Source organism: Haloarcula vallismortis ATCC 29715, from assembly GCF_000337775.1.
GTDB lineage: Archaea > Halobacteriota > Halobacteria > Halobacteriales > Haloarculaceae > Haloarcula > Haloarcula vallismortis.
On sequence record NZ_AOLQ01000069.1, the window covers coordinates 324,656 to 343,165 of the forward strand.

The following is an 18,510-nucleotide window of genomic DNA, read 5'->3' on the forward strand; positions in this document are numbered from 1 at the left end:
CTCACCGACACCGATATTTTTACGTGTTGTGGACGTAGGGCCGCATATGCGTGATGCCCTCCGCCGACTGGTCACCTGGCTCACCGGAAGCGGATCTGGCAAGCCGGACGAGTCCGACCCGTCGGACGACAGCGCCTTTGCCGGGTCGCTGCTCGATTCGTCAGTCAACTACAGCCACGGTCAGAGCGATACGCAGGCGGCCAGCGAGATGGCTGAGATACAGGCGGAAGCCGAGCGCCTCGCCGAACAGGACCAGCATCGCGAGCGGTGACTGTCGGCGGGAGAACGACGCTCTTTTTTTGCCCTAAAGCGGAGAGTCGCGTATGGATGGCGGCAGCGGCGATATGACACTCGCGTTCGACCTCGACGCCCTCAAGCAACTGGCCTATCCGGACAGCGTGTTCAACGACGCGCGCCAGTGGTCCGAGTACGTCGGCGTCATCTCCGAACAGCCCACCTACGTCGTGACCAACTTTACCCGGAAACACCGGATCAGACAGGACTTCTTCTCCGGACCGCGCGGTCGCGAAGAGAGCCTCGAAAACGTCAAAGAGCAGTTCGACACCGACCGGCACGTCTTTGTCGGTGTGAACGACGAGGACGCCGACCTCGCCGAGGCGGCGGGCTGGGAGTACCTCCCCGTCACGCAGGCCGCGGAAGCGGCCGACTGGGACCTCGGCGAACCGGAGACGCCGGACGCGACAACCGACGAGAATGAAGAGCGCGACGACTGGCCGTAGGCGCGGACATCTCCGGCTGACAACAAGTCGCGTAGTTTTATATTTTCCCGGTTACGGGTGGTGTGTATGGCCCTCCAAATCGGCCGTGCCTTCCAAGACGGTATCGACGAACTACTCAGTGAGCGCGGGGCGGTGTTTGCCGGCGTATTCATCGTCTATGGATTGCTCAGCTCTGTCGTCTGGGCGTCGCTTTCGCAGGCGTTCACAGAACTGTTTCTGGGGCAATTGCCGAGCGATGCACAGGTCAACCAGGCGGCAATGGCTGGTGGGACGCCACTGGCACTCGACCTCCCGCTTGCGGTTGCTGCCGTCGGCGCGCTCGTGCTGTTTGTGGTCAGCGAAGCGCTGAACATCGTCGCGATTCGTGCCTTTGCCAGCGATGACCGGGAACCGATTCCCGACAACGTGGGTCGGCGACTGGGAAAAACTGTTGTGGTCGCGATCGCAGCCGGCATTCTCACAACCATCGCAGTGGGTATCGGCCTTGTTCTGCTTATTATCCCCGGACTGGTGTTCGCACTCCTGTTTTTCTTTGTCCGACAGGAGATTGCGCTGAACGACAGTGGAATCATCGAATCGATCAGTAACAGCGTCGGTATCGTCACCGACAATCTCCTCGCCACGTTCGTCCTTGCCGTTGTGCTCGCGGTGCTCGGATTCGTTCTCGGCGGGGCTTTCAGCCTTCTCCCGATATCGCTACCTCCGATGGTCCTGACGACGGTATCGACGGTCCTCTCCAGTGTTGTCACCGTGTTCTCGATCGCTGTGACGACCGTAGCGTACCTCCAAGTAGCGGAATCCGGCTACACACAGCAAACAGAGTCCATCGGCGAGCTCTAAACGACTGTAGTTCGTATCGCGGCCTTTAACCCCGAGAACAACCAATCTCAGGTAATGGCTGAACCGCGCGTTCCCGGCGGGCGCGAGTCCGAACTCGAACTGGCCTGTGGCGAACTCGTCGACACGCATGACCTCCATCTCGGTATGCGGGAGTTCGCGTGTGACTGCGGAAACACGCATGCTGTCGTGCTCGACCCGCACCCGCTGGCACGCTTCGTCCCGGAGTTTCTCACCGAGGTGCTACACGCGACCATCGAGACCAACGACGACTACGACGAGTTCACCACCGTTCACCTGATGGGCGTCGTCATGGAGGAGTTCCCGGAGAAGGTCGTCGCCGCCGACACCAGCGAGGACGGGTCGGTCGGCTTCTCGCTGGCGTGGGTAAGCGACTTCGACTCCCGCCGGCTTCACGAAATCGTCGTCGAACTGCTTGTGGAACTGATGGAACACGCCATCAGCCACGCCGAGGACGACGACGTGATGGCCGAGTTCGAGGAGCAGATGCTCCAGTTCGACGTCGACGCCTTTGTCGAGCAGTACCGCGACGAGCGGAACTTCGACGGCCGGTCTGACACCGCTATCTGAAACAGACCGGGACCTGAGTACTTTGTCGGTCCGGCCCACACAGTGACACATGGCGGGTCGCACTGCGGTCCTGCTTGTGCTCGCGCTCTTGCTTTTTCCGGGCTGTGGAGCCTTCGGCGGGGCGGAGCGACAGACGGTGACGCCGGTTCCGGTCCCCGAGCAGTCCGAGGACAATCGGGCCGACCCCGCCGTGACCGAGAACGCTGTCGACGCTACGCGACTCGCGGCGGCCCACCGGCGCGCGACGCGGAACCGCTCGTATGTGCTGGGGATGCGGCTGTCACTCGAATGGGGGACACAAATCGTCAGTTTCGTCGTCGAAGACAGGTATCGCTACCAGTACCGGACCGAAATCGTCAACAAGAATTACACCAAGCGGGTGTACAATAACCGGAATCGGCGCTATGTCCGCGACAAGCGCGCACAGGGAGCCTGGAGCGCAACGAGGCGGCCGGCTCCGGTCGGCGACCTCCTCGACCCTGACCCCGCTCGACTCATCGAAGCATACCTCGCAACGAACGTCAGCGTCGAGCGGCCGAGAGACGGCTGTGACACCTGTCCGGTGATACTCACGGCCACGGAGCCACCGGCGGCGTTCCAACCGGCCGACAACTACAGCGTGCAGGCGACTGTCCGGCCGGACGGACTCGTCCGGTCGCTCACCGTCTCGTACTGGGACCGTTCCAGAAAGGCCCCGGTCAGCTACGAAATCAGGTACTCCGCAGTCGGCGACACGACCATCTCCCGGCCGGCGTGGGTCCGACAGCGCTGGCCGAACGCGACAGACAGCGACCCCGAACTGTCCGACAGCCACTGATACGCCGCTGTCGGTTGATTTCCCGAAATCCGCCGTCTGACTGCTGTCTGACGGTGTTATATGGTGGCTGCGGTGTTGTACCTGTGTATGGCTATGCGTGAGGGTGAGTTCGAGCGCATCCTGACGGTGCTCGAAGAAGCCGACGCCGACGGCACATTGACGGCCCGTGAAATCTGTGACCTGCTCGAAGACCACGGCGAGGCGTTCGGGAGTGCCCACCGAGTAGCGACTGTGCTCGGTCGCCGTGCCCAACCCGGCGAGGTCGAAGTCATTCAGGGCCAGCCCTACCGGTATCGCGTTCCCGACCGCGACAACTGACCGCTCTTGGCACCGCTGTCGGCCGAATTCTATCCTGTGCACCGCATATGAGACAGCCAATCATGTGACGCTCACGCATTACGATATTCGAAATTAGACTTCGAGCTTCGCATTGTTTCGCCGGGCTTATTACGATGTGTAGACTCCGCTCGTACAATGACAGCGGACGAGGACCGTACAATCCTGCTCATCGGCAGCGGCCCGATCAAGATCGGACAGGCGGCCGAGTTCGATTACTCCGGCGCACAGGCGTGTCGCGCCCTTCAAGAAGAGGGTGCCCGCGTCGTGCTCGTGAACTCGAACCCGGCGACGATTATGACTGACCCGGAGATGGCGGACAAGGTGTATCTCGAACCCATCAACACCGAGGCGATTTCTGAGATCATCCGGAAGGAAGACCCCGACGGCGTCATCGCCGGTCTCGGTGGTCAGACCGGCCTCAACGTCACGGCCGAACTCGCTGAGGAAGGCGTCCTCGACGAGTACGACGTGGACGTGATGGGGACGCCACTGGACACCATCTACGCGACGGAGGACCGCGACCTGTTCAAACAGCGGATGGAAGACATCGGCGAACCGGTGCCGCGTTCGACGACTATCACGCTCGACGAGGGCGAGTCGGTCACTGACTTAGACGAGGAATCGCTCGTGGACCGCGTCGAAGCAGCCGTCGACGAGGTCGGCGGGCTCCCGGTCATCGCACGCACGACGTACACGCTGGGTGGCTCCGGCTCCGGCGTCGTCGACGAGATGGACGAACTCATCGAACGCGTCCGGAAGGGTCTGCGCCTCTCGCGCAACAACGAGGTCCTCATCACAGAGTCAATCTCCGGCTGGGTCGAACTCGAATACGAGGTGATGCGCGACGCCGACGACTCCTGTATCATCATCTGCAACATGGAGAACATCGACCCGATGGGCATCCACACCGGGGAGTCGACCGTCGTCACCCCGTCGCAGGTCATCCCCGACGAGGGTCATCAGGAGATGCGCGACTCCGCGCTGAAGGTCATCCGTGACCTCGGCATCCAGGGCGGCTGTAACATCCAGTTCGCCTGGCACGACGACGGCACGCCGGGCGGCGAGTACCGCGTGGTCGAGGTGAACCCGCGCGTCTCCCGTTCCTCGGCGCTGGCCTCGAAAGCGACCGGGTACCCGATTGCCCGCGTTACTGCGAAGGTCGCGCTCGGCAAGCGCCTCCACGAGATCGACAACGAAATCACCGGGGAGACGACCGCTGCCTTCGAGCCGGCTATCGACTACGTCGTGACGAAGGTCCCGCGCTGGCCCATCGACAAGTTCCGCGACACGGAGTTCGAGCTCTCGACAGCGATGAAATCCACCGGCGAGGCGATGTCCATCGGTCGGACCTTCCCCGAGAGCCTGCTGAAGGCACTTCGGTCCTCTGAGTACAACCCGGCCGCCGACTTCAACGAGATCGACGATACGGAACTCGAAACGGAGTACCTCGAAAAGCCGACGCCAGACCGCCCGTACGCGATGTTCGAGGCGTTCTGTCGCGGCTACTCCGTCGAGGAAGTCGTCGACATCACTGACATCAAGGAGTGGTACGTCGAGCGGTTCAAGGAGGTCGCCGATGCCGCCGACGCCGCCCGCGAGGGCGACTACGAGACCGCCGCACAGGCCGGCTTCACGGACCAGGAGATCACCGCGCTGGCCGGCGGCGAGTTCAACGACACGCACGTCTCCTGGCTCCCAGCCGACCTCGACGAGGACGGCGGTGACGAGGCGGAAGTCGAAGCCGCGACCGACGGCTCTGGTGTCACAGTTGACACCGTTGAGACGGACACGACTGACCGCGACTTCAAGCTGGTCGACACCTGCGCCGGCGAGTTCGAGGCGACGACGCCGTACTACTACTCGACGCGGGACCCGCTGTCGGGCATCGACCGCAACGAACTCCAGATCGACCCCGACCTCGAAAGCGTCGTGGTCGTCGGCGGCGGTCCCATCCGTATCGGGCAGGGCGTGGAGTTCGACTACTGTTCGGTCCACGCGGTCCGCGCGCTGGAGGACCTGGGCATCGACGCCCACGTCGTCAACAACAACCCCGAGACAGTGTCGACCGACTACGACACCTCCGACGGGCTGTTCTTCGAGCCGGTCACCGCCGAGGAGGTCGCCGACGTCATCGAGGCGACCGACGCCGACGGCGTGATGGTCCAGTTCGGCGGCCAGACCTCCGTCGACATCGGCCACCCGCTCGAACAGGAACTCCAGCGCCGCGACCTCGACTGCGAGATCATGGGCACGTCCGTCGACGCGATGGACCTCGCCGAGGACCGCGACCGGTTCAACAAACTGATGGACGAACTCGGCATCTCACAGGCCGAGGGCGGCTCCGCCACCTCGAAGGAGGAGGCACTTGATCTGGCTCACGACATCGGCTATCCCGTCCTCGTGCGCCCGAGCTACGTGCTCGGTGGCCGTGCAATGGACGTGGTGTACAACGACGACGATCTCGAAACGTACATCGAGGAGGCCGTCCGCGTCTCCCCGGACAAGCCGATTCTCGTCGACGAGTTCCTTGCCGACGCCGTCGAGCTGGACGTCGACGCCGTGGCCGACGAGGACGACATCCTCATCGGCGGCGTGATGGAACACGTCGAGACAGCGGGTATCCACTCGGGTGACTCCGCCTGTATGATTCCGCCCCGGTCTCAGGAGATCAAGGACGTGATGCCGCGCATCCGCGAGGTCGTCGAGGACATCGCCGATGCGCTCGATACGGTCGGCCTGCTGAACGTCCAGCTGGCGGTGCGTGACGGCGAGGTGTTCGTCCTCGAAGCGAACCCGCGGTCGTCCCGGACTGTGCCGTTCATCTCAAAGACGGCCGGCGTCCCGATCGCGAAAATCGCCGCCAAGGTGATGTCTGGCGCGACGCTGTCCGAACTCGATGTGCAGGAGCAGATTCCCGAGCAGGTCTCGGTCAAAGAGGTCGTCCTGCCCTTCGACCGTCTGCCGGGGTCGGACCCGCGTCTCGGCCCGGAGATGAAATCTACCGGCGAGGTCATGGGGACCGCCGGTTCCTTCGGCAAGGCCTACCAGAAGGCCCAGATGGCCGTCGGCAAGGCAATCCCGCTCGAAGGAACGGCTATCGTCGACCTGCCCATCCTCGGCTTTGAGGAGCACTTCGACGTGCGGGACTTCGACGACTACGAGGACACCGATGCCATCATCGACGCCATCCAGAGCGGCGAGGTCGACCTTGTCCTCTCCCGCAACCGCGACGTACTGGAAGCCTGTGTTGAGGAGACCGTGACGTACTTCTCGACCCACGAGAGCGCCGAGGCGGCGCTGGAAGCCATCAACTCCGCCGACCAGCCACTCGCTGTTCAGGCCATCGACGAACGGCCAAAGACCCAGCGCGAGTGGGGCGCTGAGTAACGCCGGCTAGCCGCGGAAGCGGACCGCTCACCGCAGCGGCCCATATTCTTATCATTCGAACAGAAATACGCAAATACTTATTCGTTGGACACGCCCACGTACCATTCATGGTCGATGCCGTACGTGTCTTACACGTTGAGGATGACCCCGAGTTTGCGTCGATGACGGCGGCGTTTCTCAGCCGTACCGACGACCGATTCGACGTGGTCTCGGCAACGTCGGCGGACGAGGGACTCACCCGGCTCAGCGAGGAACCAATCGACTGTGTCGTCTCTGATTTTGATATGCCCGAGCAGGATGGCATCGAGTTTCTGGAATCCGTCCGGGCTGTCGATGAAGACCTCCCGTTCATTCTCTTTACTGGGAAAGGTTCCGAGGAAGTGGCCAGTGAGGCGATTTCGGCCGGTGTGACTGACTACCTCCAGAAGCAGCAGGGCACTGACCAGTACACGATTCTCGCCAACCGCATCACGAACGCGGTCGAGCAGTACCGGTCACAGCGGGCACTGGATGCGAGCCGAAAGCGGCTCTCGCTGTTTATAGATAAGTCACCGCTCGGTGTCATCGAGTGGGACGAGAACTTCGAGATAGTACAGGTCAACGAGAAGGGCGAGGAAATCCTACAGCGTGAGGAATCGGCGCTCGTCGGCACGGGGTTTGAGACGCTCGTCCCGGACTCGGCGCTGGATGCGGTCGAAGAGACGATCACGGCACTGCAGGAAGCCAGCGGTGGCTACTATACCGTGCTTGATATCGAGACCGGCGACGGCGAGCAGATCGTCTGTGAGTGGCACAACCGCATCATCCGTGAGAACGGAGAGACTGTCGCGATCTTCTCGCAGTTTCAGGAGATAACGGAACGCCAGCGGCGACAGCAGCGCATCGAGGCGTTACACGACACAACGCGGGAGCTGATGCACGCCGAATCACGCGCGGACGTCGCTGAACTGGTCGTCGAAACCGCACGCGACCTGCTCGGATTACCACTCAGTGCTGTCTTTCTCGTTGATGAGTCGGATAGTCGCCTCCGACCGGCCGCAGTGACTGACCAAGCACAAGCGGTCATCGACGACCAGCCGACGTTTAGCGAGGGCGACGGCCTCGTCTGGGACGTGTTCGAATCCGGCGAACAGCGTGTCTTGGACGACGTATCCACGCACCCTGACCGCTACAACCCCGACACCGACGTCAGCAGCGAGATACTGCTCCCGCTGGGTGACCACGGCGTGCTGATCGCCGCATCGACCGACGCTGGAGGGGTCGAGGACGCGTCGGTCTCGCTGCTGCGAACCCTCGCCGCCAACACCGAGGAGGCGCTTTCCAGACTCGACCGCCAGCGCGAACTCAGAACGCTCACCGAGCGGCACGAACTCGCGCTTGAGGGTGCCGAACTCGGCGTCTGGGACTGGAACGTCCAGACAGACGAGGTCACATTCGACGAGCGGTGGGCCGACATGCTCGGGTACTCGCTGGACGAACTCGAACCCACGGTCGACACCTGGGACGATCTGATACACCCGGACGACCGCGAGCCAACCTACGAGGCGCTGAACGCTCACCTCGACGGCGAGACGGACATATATGAGTGCGACCACCGACTCAGAACGGCTACCGGCGACTATCGATGGATTCGCGACATCGGCAAGGTGTTCGAACGCGACGAGAACGGCGATCCGGTCCGTGCGGTGGGAATCCATCAGGACGTGACCGACCACAAAGAACGGAAACAGCAACTCGAAGACACAAGCCGCAAACTGCAGGTCATTCTCGACACAGCACCGACCTACATCCTGATGAAAGACACCGACAGTCGCTTTCTCTTCATCAACAGCGCGGCCCGTGACCTCTACGGCATCGACGGTGACAAGTCCGTCGTCGGGATGTCCGATTACGACATCCTTCCGGAGCATATCGCGGATCAGACCCACGCCGACGATCAGCGCGCATTTGAACAAAAAGAGACTGTCGAAGTCGAAACAGTGATTCCCGTTGATGGGGCAGATCGGACACATCTGACGCGAAAGACGCCGATACTTGACGACGACGGCGACCCGTACGCCCTCTGTGTCGTTGCGACTGACATTACTGACCAGAAACGGCGCGAACAGGAACTGGCCCGACTCACTGATGAGTACGAGGCGGTGTTCGAGAACACGAACGACGCCATCGCGCTCGTCGACATTGCGGGGTCGGCGGACGATCCGAGGTTCCGATACATTCGGACGAACGAGACCTATGAGCGACAGGCCGGCTTCGACACCGACTCGCTGACCGATCAGACTCCGGTTGAGGCTGCCGGCCCGGACATCGGTCGTCGAATCGCTGACCACTACGAGCGGTGTGTCTCGGCCGGTGAAACCATCACATTCGAGGAGCGAGACCTCCACCCGACCGGCGTCTGGGAAACGCAGGTCACACCAATCTTCGCTGACAATGAGATAAGCCGCCTCGTTGTCGTGTCACGAGATATTACCGACCGGATCGAGTACCGAGAGGAACTGGAGCGACAGAACGACCGGCTCGAAGAGTTCGCGAGCATCGTCAGTCACGACCTCCGGAACCCGCTTGGCGTCCTCGAAGGCTCGCTCACCCTTGCCAAGGACACCGGCAACGACGAGCAGTTTGACCGCTGTTACCGTGCAATCGACCGCATGAAGGAACTCATCGAGGACCTGCTAACCCTCGCCCGTGAGGGGGATACAGTGCCGGAGACGGAGCCACTCGATCTTGAATCGACTGCACGGTCCTGCTGGCAGGCCGTCGAGACTGACGATGCTACCCTCGAAATCCCGGCTGAAAGCCCGATCTACGCCGACGAGAGCCGCCTTCGCCAACTCCTCGAAAACCTCATCAACAACGCCGTAACGCACGGCGGCTCGGAAATCACTGTCGAGATCGGCGAACTCGACGATTCGGGGTTCTACGTCGCCGATAATGGCGATGGTATCCCGCCAGAAAAGCACGAGACGGTGTTCGAGAGCGGCTACACCACCACTGACGGTGGCACCGGGTTCGGGCTCGCCATCGTCAAGCAGATAGCGGCGGCACACGACTGGTCGGTGTCCGTGACCGAGAGCGATGCCGGCGGCGCACAGTTCGAATTCAGAAGCGTCAGACAGCTGTCATAGAGCGTCTGCGCGGTAACGGTCCGTGTACCGGACCCGAGCATTACACTTCATAGCCACTGTGGATTTAAACTGGCAATAAATGAATGTTGGTAAGATATCGGTGACTGCCTGTCTTGTTCTGGGCCAATAATGGCACGTTCGTAACACTCATCTCTGCGGCTGTGGCACTAGTTGTATGGACCGCGTTGCAATCGCTGTCGCTGCTCTGGGAAGCCGATGATAGAGGACATCACCAGACGGGCAGAGACAGTCGCTGAGATGGCCCCCGGTGACTCGGTAACGGTGGGAGTCCTCGCTGGATACAAGAGCCGCTTCTCCGAGTCACCACCGCTGAACAACCCACCGCTGACGTACCTCGACGGCGCTGAAGCCCCGGCATATCTCCTGACCAACGGGAAGCGCGGTATCGGACGCGGGACGAAACGCAAGACCGAATCACCGGTCGGCGACCGACGGACGGTCATTCTGGTCACCGGTCGGCGGACCCTCTGTCTCATCGGGAAAGACAACGACGACGATGTCATCGAGATTCCACACGAGGCAGTTGCCGATGTCACCACCAAGTCCGGGTTCCGTGCGCACCGCCTCGCGCTCCGGACTCCACGGAAAATGTACCACTGCTGGGTACACCGCAAGACCGACAAGAAAACCCTCAACGCGGCTGCCGAGTTCATCGAGGCCCACCAGCAGGACAGTCCAGACGCAATCGACGGCGACGACACCGCCAACCGGGTCATGTATCGCGGCCGCCCCGTCGCACCACAAGATACAGACGAAAACGAAGACAGCGATCAGACGACATACTATCGCGGGCAGCCAATCGACGACAGCGACTGACCGACGTGGCTCGTGCGCGTACAAACTGCGCTGCTCACGGTTCGCTGACGCTCACCGTTCGCGTCTCGCGGTTCTCACTCGCTTCGCTCGCTCCGAACCGCGCTACTGCTCGCGGGTCGTTCCTCCCCGCTCGCAATTCCGAGGGCCGCTCCTTTCAGTCGCGTCCCTCCCTACTCCCCCGCCATCCCCAGCACATCATCGAAGAAGCCGAGCGAATCGTGCGGGCCGGGGTTGGCCTCGGGATGGTACTGGCGCGTGATGATATTCAGGTCGTCGTTCTCCAGTCCTTCCGGCGTGTCGTCGTTGACGTTGACCTGGGTCACGTCGAGCTTGTCGCCGGGGTCGGCGACGGTGTAGCCGTGGTTCTGGGTCGTCATTACGACCTGATTGGAGCGCAGGTCGCGGACCGGCTGATTCACGCCGCGGTGGCCGAACTCCATTTTCTCGGTTTCACCGCCGAGCGCGTTGGCGACGACCTGCTGGCCGAGACAGATGCCGGCCAGTGGCACGTCACCGACGTAGGTCTCGACGAGTTCGCCGGCCTGCTCGAAGTTCTCGGGGTCGCCGGGGCCATTCGAGATAAACAGCAGGTCCGGGTCGACAGCCGCCACGTCGTCTTCACTGGCGTCGTAGGGGAAGATGTGAACCTCGGCGTCGCGTTCGACCAGCGACTCGGTGATGGACCCCTTCGCACCGCAGTCGACCAGTGCGACCGTCGCACCGTCACCGCCCTCGTTGTGGACTTCTACGTCGTCGACGGAGACCTGTGCGCCGATGTCAGTGTGGTCGGACATATGCTTGCACTCGTGGAGTTCATCGAGCGCGTCCTGCTCGGTCGCGTCCGGCCCGGCGGCGATCCCGCATTTCATTGCTCCCTCATCGCGGATTTCGGTGACGATGTCGCGCGTATCGAGGTGGTCGACGGCCGGGATGCCTTCGGATTCGAGCCACTCGGCCACGTCGTCGGTCATCTCGCGGGCCACCGCCGCGCGCGGGTGGACGCGGTCGGATTCGAAGCGCTCCTCCCGGACGCCGTAGTTCCCGATGAGCGGATAGGAGAACGTCAGGACCTGCTCCTCGTAGGATGGATCGGTGAGGCTCTCCTCGTACCCGGTGTACGCTGTTGTAAAGACCAGTTCGCCGCGGGCCGTCCCCGGAGCACGAGCGCGCGCCTCGATGACGCGGTCGCCTTCGATTGCCACGTATGCGTCAGCCATTACGAGATGCGTATACTATAGTCGGTCATAAGGGTTGCTTTCGAAGACGAGTTTCGAATTTCGCAATCCTCAAGTCACGACCGGTGATACTATCACATCTCGATGGACGACCTCGACAGGGAGATACTTTCGATACTCCGCCGGGACGCCCGAACCCCGTATACGGAAATCGCGGACCGGGTCGGCACGTCGGAAGGGACCGTGCGAAACCGCGTCGAACGACTGGTCGACGACGGCGTTATCGAACGTTTCACCGTCGCGACGCGGACCGGCAACGTGAAAGCGATGATCGAGGTTAGCGTCGACGTAAACGTCGACACGGCCGAGGTCTCGGACCGTATCGCCGATTGGCAGGAGGTGGATTTTGTCTGGCAGGTCTCTGGCGAGGAGGATATCGTCGTCGTCGTTGACGCTGCTGATACCGACGCGGTCAACGGACTCATCACGCAGGCGCGCGAGCTGGAGGAGGTCGTCGGTACGAAAACGAGGCTCATTCTGAACGAGCGAGTCGGGTAACACACACCCCTGCGGTCCGAGCCAACTCGGTGAAGCGGAATTCGTCGAGTGAAGTCCTTCTAAACCGGCACGTCGGGTGCACAGCGAAGTCGTGAAGCGACGGTGCAGGTCGAGCAGTGGGGTCCCGGGCGGGAGTGCCGTTTGGCGCACCAAAGCGACTGAGAGCCGCGGGACGCGAACAATATAGAGGAGCCGTGGTGGCTACGAGTCCGGACGTGACACCGTACTATCATACCGGCTGGACTACGAGAAACAGTATGCAGTTCCCGGGCCTAGATATCGATATCGTCTCGACGTACGGCCAACTGGCGACCGACGGGGCACAGTTCCTCGCCGTCGCGGCGCTCCTCTACGCTGTCGGCCGGTTGATCGCCGTGCCGGTGGCCCGATGGCTGCTCTCACGGACGGAGACTAACAAGACAGTTGCCAGTGCGCTGACCAGCGCCGTCCACCTGCTAGCGGTCGTCTTTGCGGTGGTAATCGGGGCTAGCGTTGCGGGCTTTCGGGGCGCACTTGCGGGATCGACCCTCCTGGCGGCAGGTATTACACTGGCGGTGGGGCTGGCGGCACAGGACGTGCTCGGGAACTTCGTCGCCGGCGCGTTCATCGTGACTGACCCGGACCTGAACGTCGGTGACGTCATCGCCTGGAACGGGATGCAGGGTACGGTGGTCGATATCGACCTGCGCGTGACCCGGATCCGGACGCCGGACAACGAGCGCATCATTGTCCCGAACACGGAACTGGCGACGAGTGCGGTGACGAACTAGACATCGACCGGTCCCATCGGGATTTCTTACCAGTTCGGTATCGGCTACGAGGACGACATCGAAACGGTCCGGGCCATCATCGAAAACGCCGCTCGCGACCTCGACCACGTCTCGGAAAAGCCAGCGCCGACGGCCAGAGTCTCCGACCTCGCGTCGACGGCAATAATCCTGACGGGCCGGATCTGGATTCCCAACGAACGGCGGAACCGACTCGCGTCAGTCAGGGCCGCGTTCATCCAGCAGGTGACAGAGGACTGCCACGCGGAGGGTATCGACCTCAGCGAAACGAACCAGTACGAACTCTCCGGCGATATCGGTGTCCACGGCAGCGCCGGGCCGACGCGCGAACGAACGGAGTAGCCACCGGTCTGAACAGGGTTCGACTCGCGGTGTCTGCGAGATTCCCGGTGCCCGTACGTTTATATTTGTTCACAAAATGGTACGTATATGGACGAGAAGCGCTTCGTCGTCGCCCTCTTTGGTCTCGCTGTTGCGGTGGTGGTCGGTGTCCTCGCATATCAGTTTATCGCGGCGTTGACCGTCTCCGTGTTCCTCTATTATTCGACGCGACGGTACCACAGTACCTTGCGCAGGCTCCGCCTTCCGGCACGGGTGCGTGCGGTCGTCGTTATGGCTTCGCTGGCGATCCCGCTCCTGTTGCTCGTCAGCTATGCGGCCGTCCTCCTCCTTGTCGAAACTCGGCAGTTCGTCACCCAGTACGCGCTCGTTGACGTGGCCGCAACGCACGTCAGTTGGCTGGACGGTCCAGAGTCCGTGCCGGACCTCACCGTTGAGGGACTGTACAGCGCTTACCAGTCAGGACAGCTCTCGCCGTTCGTCGCCTTCCTCAGCGAGAACGCGATGGTGCTTACGTCGGTCGCCTCTCGGTTCGTCCTCAATCTGTTCATCACGACTATCGTTACGTACTACCTTCTGGTGGACGGACAGCGCATCCGTCAGTGGCTGCTCCGGTTCGACGATGGGGCCATCATCCGTGAGTACCTCGAAGCCGTCGACGAGGAACTGGAAGCGGTGCTGTTTGGCAATCTACTGAACGTGTTGGCGATTTCGCTCATCGCCATCGCCGCATTCACCGGCTATAACGTCATCGCGCCGGCGGCTGTCGAGGTCCCGTATCCGACGCTCGCCGGCGCGCTGACCGGTATCGCCAGCCTGATTCCCGTCGTCGGGATGAAAATAATCTACCTCCCACTGACTGGTGTCACCGCGCTCCCGGTGGTGCTTGACGGCCAGTCTTCGCTGCTCGCGTACGTGCTCGGATTCCTCCTCGTCGCGGTGGTCATCGTCGACACGGTTCCGGACCTGCTGCTTCGGCCACTTCTCAGCGGCGAAAGCACGCACGTCGGGCTCCTGATGCTCGCGTACACGCTCGGACCGGTCGTACTGGGCTTCTATGGGCTCTTTTTTGCCCCGATACTGCTCGTCGTCGGCATGACGTTTGCGAACACGGCACTACCTCGTCTGCTCGGCGCGAGTGAACCGGACGGCATCCACCCCGACCAGTTACGGCTGGAAGACTTCGGGTAGTCGCCGTAACAGCGGACTGGCTGCTGGACGCGAACGGGTGGTACGAGCGAGCACGGACCGACCGCTGTGTCGAGTTGTGATGGTGTCACAGACGAGACAAACATTCATATTCAGGCAGACATAACGGCTCGAAAATGGGGTCAAACTCCGGCTCCCCCTCCCGTCAGGTAACTCCGGCCGACCAGATCGAGGAGTTGCACATGGCGACCCGGCGACTGATGAAAACTGAGAATCGGTCAGAAGCCGCGACCGCCGCAGTCAAGACCGCGACAGCCATTCTCGACTTTCCGTTCAGTGTCTTCTGGACGGCCAATGATGGCGTGCTCAGAGCTGAGGCGATATCCGAACCACTTCGGGAGTATGTTGCAGTCCCCGAGGACCCAGGGCAGGTAATGCAACACGAGCGCGGGAGTTGGCTGTGGGCGCACTACGAACGCGACGAGACCCAGACGGTCCTCGTTGACGAGGAGAAAGCGGCGTCCGATGCACCGCTCCACGGCGGTATCGTCGTTCCGCTCAGTGGGCACGGGCTTTTGACAGCCGGGACAGATGTGAAGGCCGAACCGACTGAGCGGGAGGCGCAACTGGCCGACATCCTCGGGAAGAACGTGCTCTCGACCCTTGACCGGATAGAGCGCGAGCAGGAGCTGAAACGACAGCGCGACAACCTCGACCTGCTGAACCAGATTGTCCGTCACGACCTCACGAACCACCTGCAGACCATCAGTGGCCGAGCGGAACTGCTCCGGGACCAGTGCAGCGGCGACGCCATAGAACACGTCGACGGGATTCAGGAAAGCAGTCAGGCAGCCACGGAACTGCTTGAAACGGCTGGAAACCTTGCGTCGGTAATGCAACAGACGGAGTGGGAGACCGAGCCGGTCGCTCTCGGGCCAGTCCTGTCATCAGTGATCGAGGATATCACAGCGACATACACTGACGCACAGGTAACTGTCCCGGACGCGCTCCCGTCAGCACAGGTGGAAGCCGACGAACTCCTGTCCTCCGTGTTCCGGAACGTTCTCACTAACGCAATCCAGCACAACGACTCGGCAACGCCGTCGGTCGTCGTCGACGTAACCGACGACGGTGACGTGCTTCAGGTCACTGTTGCCGACAACGGTCCGGGAATCCCGGACGAGCAGAAACGGACAGTGTTCGAGCGTGGGAAGAAGCGACCGAACAGTGCGGGGACTGGCGTTGGTCTCTATCTCGTCCGAACGCTGGTCGACGCGTACGGCGGCGATGTGTGGGTCGAAGACAACGAGCCGACGGGGGCTGTCGTCGGACTCGCGCTACAGAAAGCAACGGACGACGCCTGAGTCGATTCCAGAACCGGGCGGTCTCGTTATTGTTCCAGCAGCCCGCTCAGTAGATGTATCGCGCCGTGTTTGTCCAGCGGGTCGTTTGCGTTCCCACAGTGGGGAGACTGCACGCAGGCCGGGCAGCCGCCGGCGCAGTCACATGCAGTCAGCATCGATAGCGTGGTGTCCATCAGCGGCCCGATGTCGTGGTAGCCAGCCCGCGTCAGGCCGATGCCGCCGGGGTAGCCGTCGTAGATGAAGATGGTCGGCTCACCGGTGTGGGGATGGCGCGGCGTCGACAGGCCGCCGATGTCGCCGCGGTCACAGAGGTACTCGAAGGGGAACATCGAGATCATGGCGTGCTCGGCGGCGTGGATGGCACCCGGGAAGTCGCCGGAGCCGCCGCCGTCAGTTGCTGTATCGCCGGGCTGACCGCCGCCATCGCTTCCGCGCTCGCGCCCGGGGCCGCTCCCAGCCCTGTACGCGCCCTGTCGTATCTCATCTTCGAGGTCCGACGGCACGGTATGGTACAGCGCCTTCGTCTCCAGCGTCGTCTCCGGCAAATCGAGCGAACGCTGTCCGAGTACCTCTCCAGAGGAGCCGTCACGACGCTCGTAGCCGGTGATTTGCTTGCGCATCGTCACCGACGCGAATCGGACCGGCACGTCCTCCCGAGCCGGCAACCGCCGCTCCGCCAGATCCGCTTCGATGGTAATGGTCTTATCGTGCAGGACGCGGGTGAAGTAGTCGGCCCACGTCCGGTCAAGCTGTGCGACGCCCGTGTCGAGGTCGAGGTCGGTCACCTCGTAGCGCCGGCCCTGATGGTGGTAAATCGCGCCGGGGTGGGCGTCCCGCAGCGCGTCTTCAACGGAGAGCTTCGCTATCACGTCGCCTTTCGCGACCAGTTTCACCTCACCGTCGTCGACGGTCCGCAGGTTCATCGCGTGGTGTGGGCTGCCGTTGCCCAGCCAGCGCATTCCCTGGTCGGTCTGGCGGCGGTCGAGCTTCCCGGCCGATTCGAGGTCGGCGACCACGTCGGGGAACGTCTCGCCGAAGTGGCGGTCGTCCTCGGGCGAGAGCCAGTTCTCGCAGGCGGCCGCATGGACGTGGTCCGGGAGCAACTGCTCGTTTTCCGGGTTGGTCACGGCTTGTTCGGCCCCTGTCTCGAACAGCGCGTCGGGGTTGCGCAGGACGTACTGGTCGAGCTGGTCCTCGCCGCCGACGAGCGTGACCAGCGCGGGGTCAGTGCCGCGGCCGGCCCGCCCGGCCTGCTGGAAGGCCCGCATCCGCGTGCCGGGGTAGCCGTCCAGCAACACGGCGTCGAGGCCGCCCACGTCGACGCCCAGTTCGAGCGCGCTGGTCGACCAGACGCCCCGCAGGTCGCCGGACTGCAGGCCCTGTTCCAGTTCGCGCCGGCGCTCGTCGGTCAGCGCGGCCTGATACGCGCCGATGCTGTCGGCGAGGTCGTGTTCGCCGCGGCTCCGGAGTTCGTCGGCGCTGTCGCTGGCGTAGCGTTCGGCAGTCTGGCGCGACCCGGCGAAGACGACTGTCTGGAGGCCACGCTCGACGAGGTCGACGAACAGCTGTTTCGTCTCGACGTGGTTCGACTTCCGGCGGCCGCTCCCCCAGCCATCGCCCTCGTACTCCGGGGGGTTCCACAGCAGCCAGTGGCGCGGCCCGCTGGCGCTTGCGTCCTCATCGACCAGCGCGAACGACGCCCCGGGCTGGCCGGTGACCGCTGCCGCATGTTCGATTGGATTGCCGATGGTCGCCGAGCAACAGAGCCACTCCGGGCCGCCCGCTGTGCCGCCGTCGCTTCCAGAGCTGTTACTCCCGGCGTCGAATCGCTCGGCGACCCGCTGAAGGCGGCGCATCACCATCGAGACGTGGCTCCCGAACACGCCGCGATAGCCGTGGACCTCGTCGATGACGACGGTTTCGAGCCGCTGGAAGAACCAGTCCCACAGCCGGTGGGCGTGGGGAAGTATCCCGTAGTGGAGCATGTCCGGCGTCGTCAGCAACACGGTCGGCTGGCGCTCCCGGATGGCCTCCTTCTCGGATTTGGACTGGCGGCCGGTGTACTGGGCGACGGAGACGCCGGAGGCGAAGCCAAGTCCCTGTGCCAGTTCTGACAGCGTCTCTGTCTGGTCGTTGATGAGCGCGACCTGCGGTGCGACGTAGAGCGTCGTGGCCCGGCGGTCCAGTGCCCGCTCGAACGCGGGAACGGTGTAGGCGAGGCTCTTGCCGCTTGCCGTCTCCGTTGCGAGAACGACGTTGTCACCGTCACGGACGGCCTCGATAGCGTCCACCTGATGTGCGTAGAGGTCCGTGATGCCCCGGTCTTCGAGGACGCCGGCGAGCCGGTCCGTCACGTCGCAGTCCGCGGTCTGCGCGTCTCGGCCGGGCACCGTCCGCTGGTCGACGATCTGTCCCTCGTAGTACGGCCGGCCCCGGAGCCACGCGATCGTGTCGTCCACAG

General features: G+C 62.8%; 16 protein-coding genes. 14 read left to right on the forward strand and 2 right to left on the reverse strand.

The window, feature by feature from the left end:
* Nucleotides 1-46: 46 nt before the first annotated feature.
* The 9 genes from C437_RS18655 to C437_RS18695 all read left to right on the forward strand — a co-directional run bounded on the left by C437_RS18655 (nucleotide 47) and on the right by C437_RS18695 (nucleotide 10,676).
* Nucleotides 47-271, forward strand: a complete 225-nt coding sequence (locus C437_RS18655) for a hypothetical protein (RefSeq protein WP_004518567.1) — start codon at nucleotides 47-49, stop codon at nucleotides 269-271.
* Nucleotides 272-323: 52 nt separating this feature from the next.
* Nucleotides 324-740, forward strand: a complete 417-nt coding sequence (locus C437_RS18660) for a DUF7124 domain-containing protein (RefSeq protein WP_004518568.1) — start codon at nucleotides 324-326, stop codon at nucleotides 738-740.
* A 66-nt stretch (nucleotides 741-806) separates the two neighbouring features.
* Entirely contained in the window at nucleotides 807-1,580 is a 774-nt protein-coding gene (locus C437_RS18665) for a DUF7847 domain-containing protein (RefSeq protein ID WP_004518569.1), read from the forward strand.
* Between the two features lie 54 nt (nucleotides 1,581-1,634).
* Complete coding sequence (locus tag C437_RS18670; RefSeq protein ID WP_004518570.1) at nucleotides 1,635-2,168, forward strand: DUF5815 family protein; 534 nt, start codon at nucleotides 1,635-1,637, stop codon at nucleotides 2,166-2,168.
* Between the two features lie 49 nt (nucleotides 2,169-2,217).
* Nucleotides 2,218-2,985: a hypothetical protein gene (locus C437_RS18675; RefSeq protein ID WP_004518571.1), complete on the forward strand. Its 768-nt coding sequence runs from the start codon at nucleotides 2,218-2,220 to the stop codon at nucleotides 2,983-2,985.
* A gap of 87 nt (nucleotides 2,986-3,072) precedes the next feature.
* Nucleotides 3,073-3,303 (forward strand): hypothetical protein, encoded by a 231-nt coding sequence (locus C437_RS18680; RefSeq protein ID WP_049919903.1) that lies wholly within the window; start codon nucleotides 3,073-3,075, stop codon nucleotides 3,301-3,303.
* 156 nt (nucleotides 3,304-3,459) lie between these two features.
* A complete protein-coding gene (gene carB / locus C437_RS18685) occupies nucleotides 3,460-6,711 on the forward strand; it encodes a carbamoyl-phosphate synthase large subunit (RefSeq protein WP_004518573.1) in 3,252 nt (1,083 codons plus the stop codon).
* Between the two features lie 107 nt (nucleotides 6,712-6,818).
* A complete protein-coding gene (locus C437_RS18690; protein ID WP_004518574.1) occupies nucleotides 6,819-9,839 on the forward strand; it encodes a PAS domain S-box protein in 3,021 nt (1,006 codons plus the stop codon).
* 216 nt (nucleotides 9,840-10,055) lie between these two features.
* Nucleotides 10,056-10,676 (forward strand): hypothetical protein, encoded by a 621-nt coding sequence (locus tag C437_RS18695; RefSeq protein ID WP_004518575.1) that lies wholly within the window; start codon nucleotides 10,056-10,058, stop codon nucleotides 10,674-10,676.
* 170 nt (nucleotides 10,677-10,846) lie between these two features.
* Here C437_RS18695 and carA read toward each other — a convergent pair whose 3' ends face one another.
* Nucleotides 10,847-11,893 carry a glutamine-hydrolyzing carbamoyl-phosphate synthase small subunit gene (gene carA / locus C437_RS18700; protein ID WP_004518576.1) on the reverse strand — a complete coding sequence of 349 codons (1,047 nt, stop codon included), beginning with the start codon at nucleotides 11,891-11,893 and terminating at the stop codon, nucleotides 10,847-10,849.
* Nucleotides 11,894-11,995: 102 nt separating this feature from the next.
* Here carA and C437_RS18705 point away from each other — a divergent pair, with 102 nt between their 5' ends.
* From C437_RS18705 to C437_RS18720, 5 genes are all read left to right on the forward strand, one after another.
* Nucleotides 11,996-12,409, forward strand: a complete 414-nt coding sequence (locus tag C437_RS18705; protein WP_004518577.1) for an Lrp/AsnC family transcriptional regulator — start codon at nucleotides 11,996-11,998, stop codon at nucleotides 12,407-12,409.
* A 257-nt stretch (nucleotides 12,410-12,666) separates the two neighbouring features.
* Complete coding sequence (locus C437_RS21195) at nucleotides 12,667-13,179, forward strand: mechanosensitive ion channel family protein (RefSeq protein WP_319946233.1); 513 nt, start codon at nucleotides 12,667-12,669, stop codon at nucleotides 13,177-13,179.
* A 21-nt stretch (nucleotides 13,180-13,200) separates the two neighbouring features.
* Nucleotides 13,201-13,539: a hypothetical protein gene (locus tag C437_RS21255; RefSeq protein ID WP_394324842.1), complete on the forward strand. Its 339-nt coding sequence runs from the start codon at nucleotides 13,201-13,203 to the stop codon at nucleotides 13,537-13,539.
* A gap of 87 nt (nucleotides 13,540-13,626) precedes the next feature.
* Nucleotides 13,627-14,727 (forward strand): AI-2E family transporter, encoded by a 1,101-nt coding sequence (locus C437_RS18715; RefSeq protein WP_004518579.1) that lies wholly within the window; start codon nucleotides 13,627-13,629, stop codon nucleotides 14,725-14,727.
* 134 nt (nucleotides 14,728-14,861) lie between these two features.
* Nucleotides 14,862-16,049 carry a sensor histidine kinase gene (locus C437_RS18720; RefSeq protein WP_049919891.1) on the forward strand — a complete coding sequence of 396 codons (1,188 nt, stop codon included), beginning with the start codon at nucleotides 14,862-14,864 and terminating at the stop codon, nucleotides 16,047-16,049.
* A gap of 26 nt (nucleotides 16,050-16,075) precedes the next feature.
* On the opposite strand, the gene C437_RS18725 is transcribed toward C437_RS18720, so the two are convergent.
* Entirely contained in the window at nucleotides 16,076-18,508 is a 2,433-nt protein-coding gene (locus C437_RS18725; RefSeq protein WP_004518581.1) for a DEAD/DEAH box helicase, read from the reverse strand.
* Nucleotides 18,509-18,510: the final 2 nt, after the last annotated feature.

What these genes read in the sequence shown, in the direction of transcription:
- C437_RS18665 (WP_004518569.1), top strand. Translation starts at nt 807, where the DNA reads ATGGCCCTCCAAATCGGCCGTGCCTTCCAAGACGGTATCGACGAACTA.
- C437_RS18680 (WP_049919903.1), top strand. Translation starts at nt 3,073, where the DNA reads ATGGCTATGCGTGAGGGTGAGTTCGAGCGCATCCTGACGGTGCTCGAA.
- carB (WP_004518573.1), top strand. Translation starts at nt 3,460, where the DNA reads ATGACAGCGGACGAGGACCGTACAATCCTGCTCATCGGCAGCGGCCCG.
- C437_RS18695 (WP_004518575.1), top strand. Translation starts at nt 10,056, where the DNA reads ATGATAGAGGACATCACCAGACGGGCAGAGACAGTCGCTGAGATGGCC.
- C437_RS18690 (WP_004518574.1), top strand. Translation starts at nt 6,819, where the DNA reads ATGGTCGATGCCGTACGTGTCTTACACGTTGAGGATGACCCCGAGTTT.
- C437_RS18655 (WP_004518567.1), top strand. Translation starts at nt 47, where the DNA reads ATGCGTGATGCCCTCCGCCGACTGGTCACCTGGCTCACCGGAAGCGGA.
- carA (WP_004518576.1), bottom strand. Translation starts at nt 11,893, where the DNA reads ATGGCTGACGCATACGTGGCAATCGAAGGCGACCGCGTCATCGAGGCG.
- C437_RS18670 (WP_004518570.1), top strand. Translation starts at nt 1,635, where the DNA reads ATGGCTGAACCGCGCGTTCCCGGCGGGCGCGAGTCCGAACTCGAACTG.
- C437_RS18705 (WP_004518577.1), top strand. Translation starts at nt 11,996, where the DNA reads ATGGACGACCTCGACAGGGAGATACTTTCGATACTCCGCCGGGACGCC.
- C437_RS18715 (WP_004518579.1), top strand. Translation starts at nt 13,627, where the DNA reads ATGGACGAGAAGCGCTTCGTCGTCGCCCTCTTTGGTCTCGCTGTTGCG.
- C437_RS18675 (WP_004518571.1), top strand. Translation starts at nt 2,218, where the DNA reads ATGGCGGGTCGCACTGCGGTCCTGCTTGTGCTCGCGCTCTTGCTTTTT.
- C437_RS21195 (WP_319946233.1), top strand. Translation starts at nt 12,667, where the DNA reads ATGCAGTTCCCGGGCCTAGATATCGATATCGTCTCGACGTACGGCCAA.
- C437_RS18660 (WP_004518568.1), top strand. Translation starts at nt 324, where the DNA reads ATGGATGGCGGCAGCGGCGATATGACACTCGCGTTCGACCTCGACGCC.
- C437_RS18720 (WP_049919891.1), top strand. Translation starts at nt 14,862, where the DNA reads ATGGGGTCAAACTCCGGCTCCCCCTCCCGTCAGGTAACTCCGGCCGAC.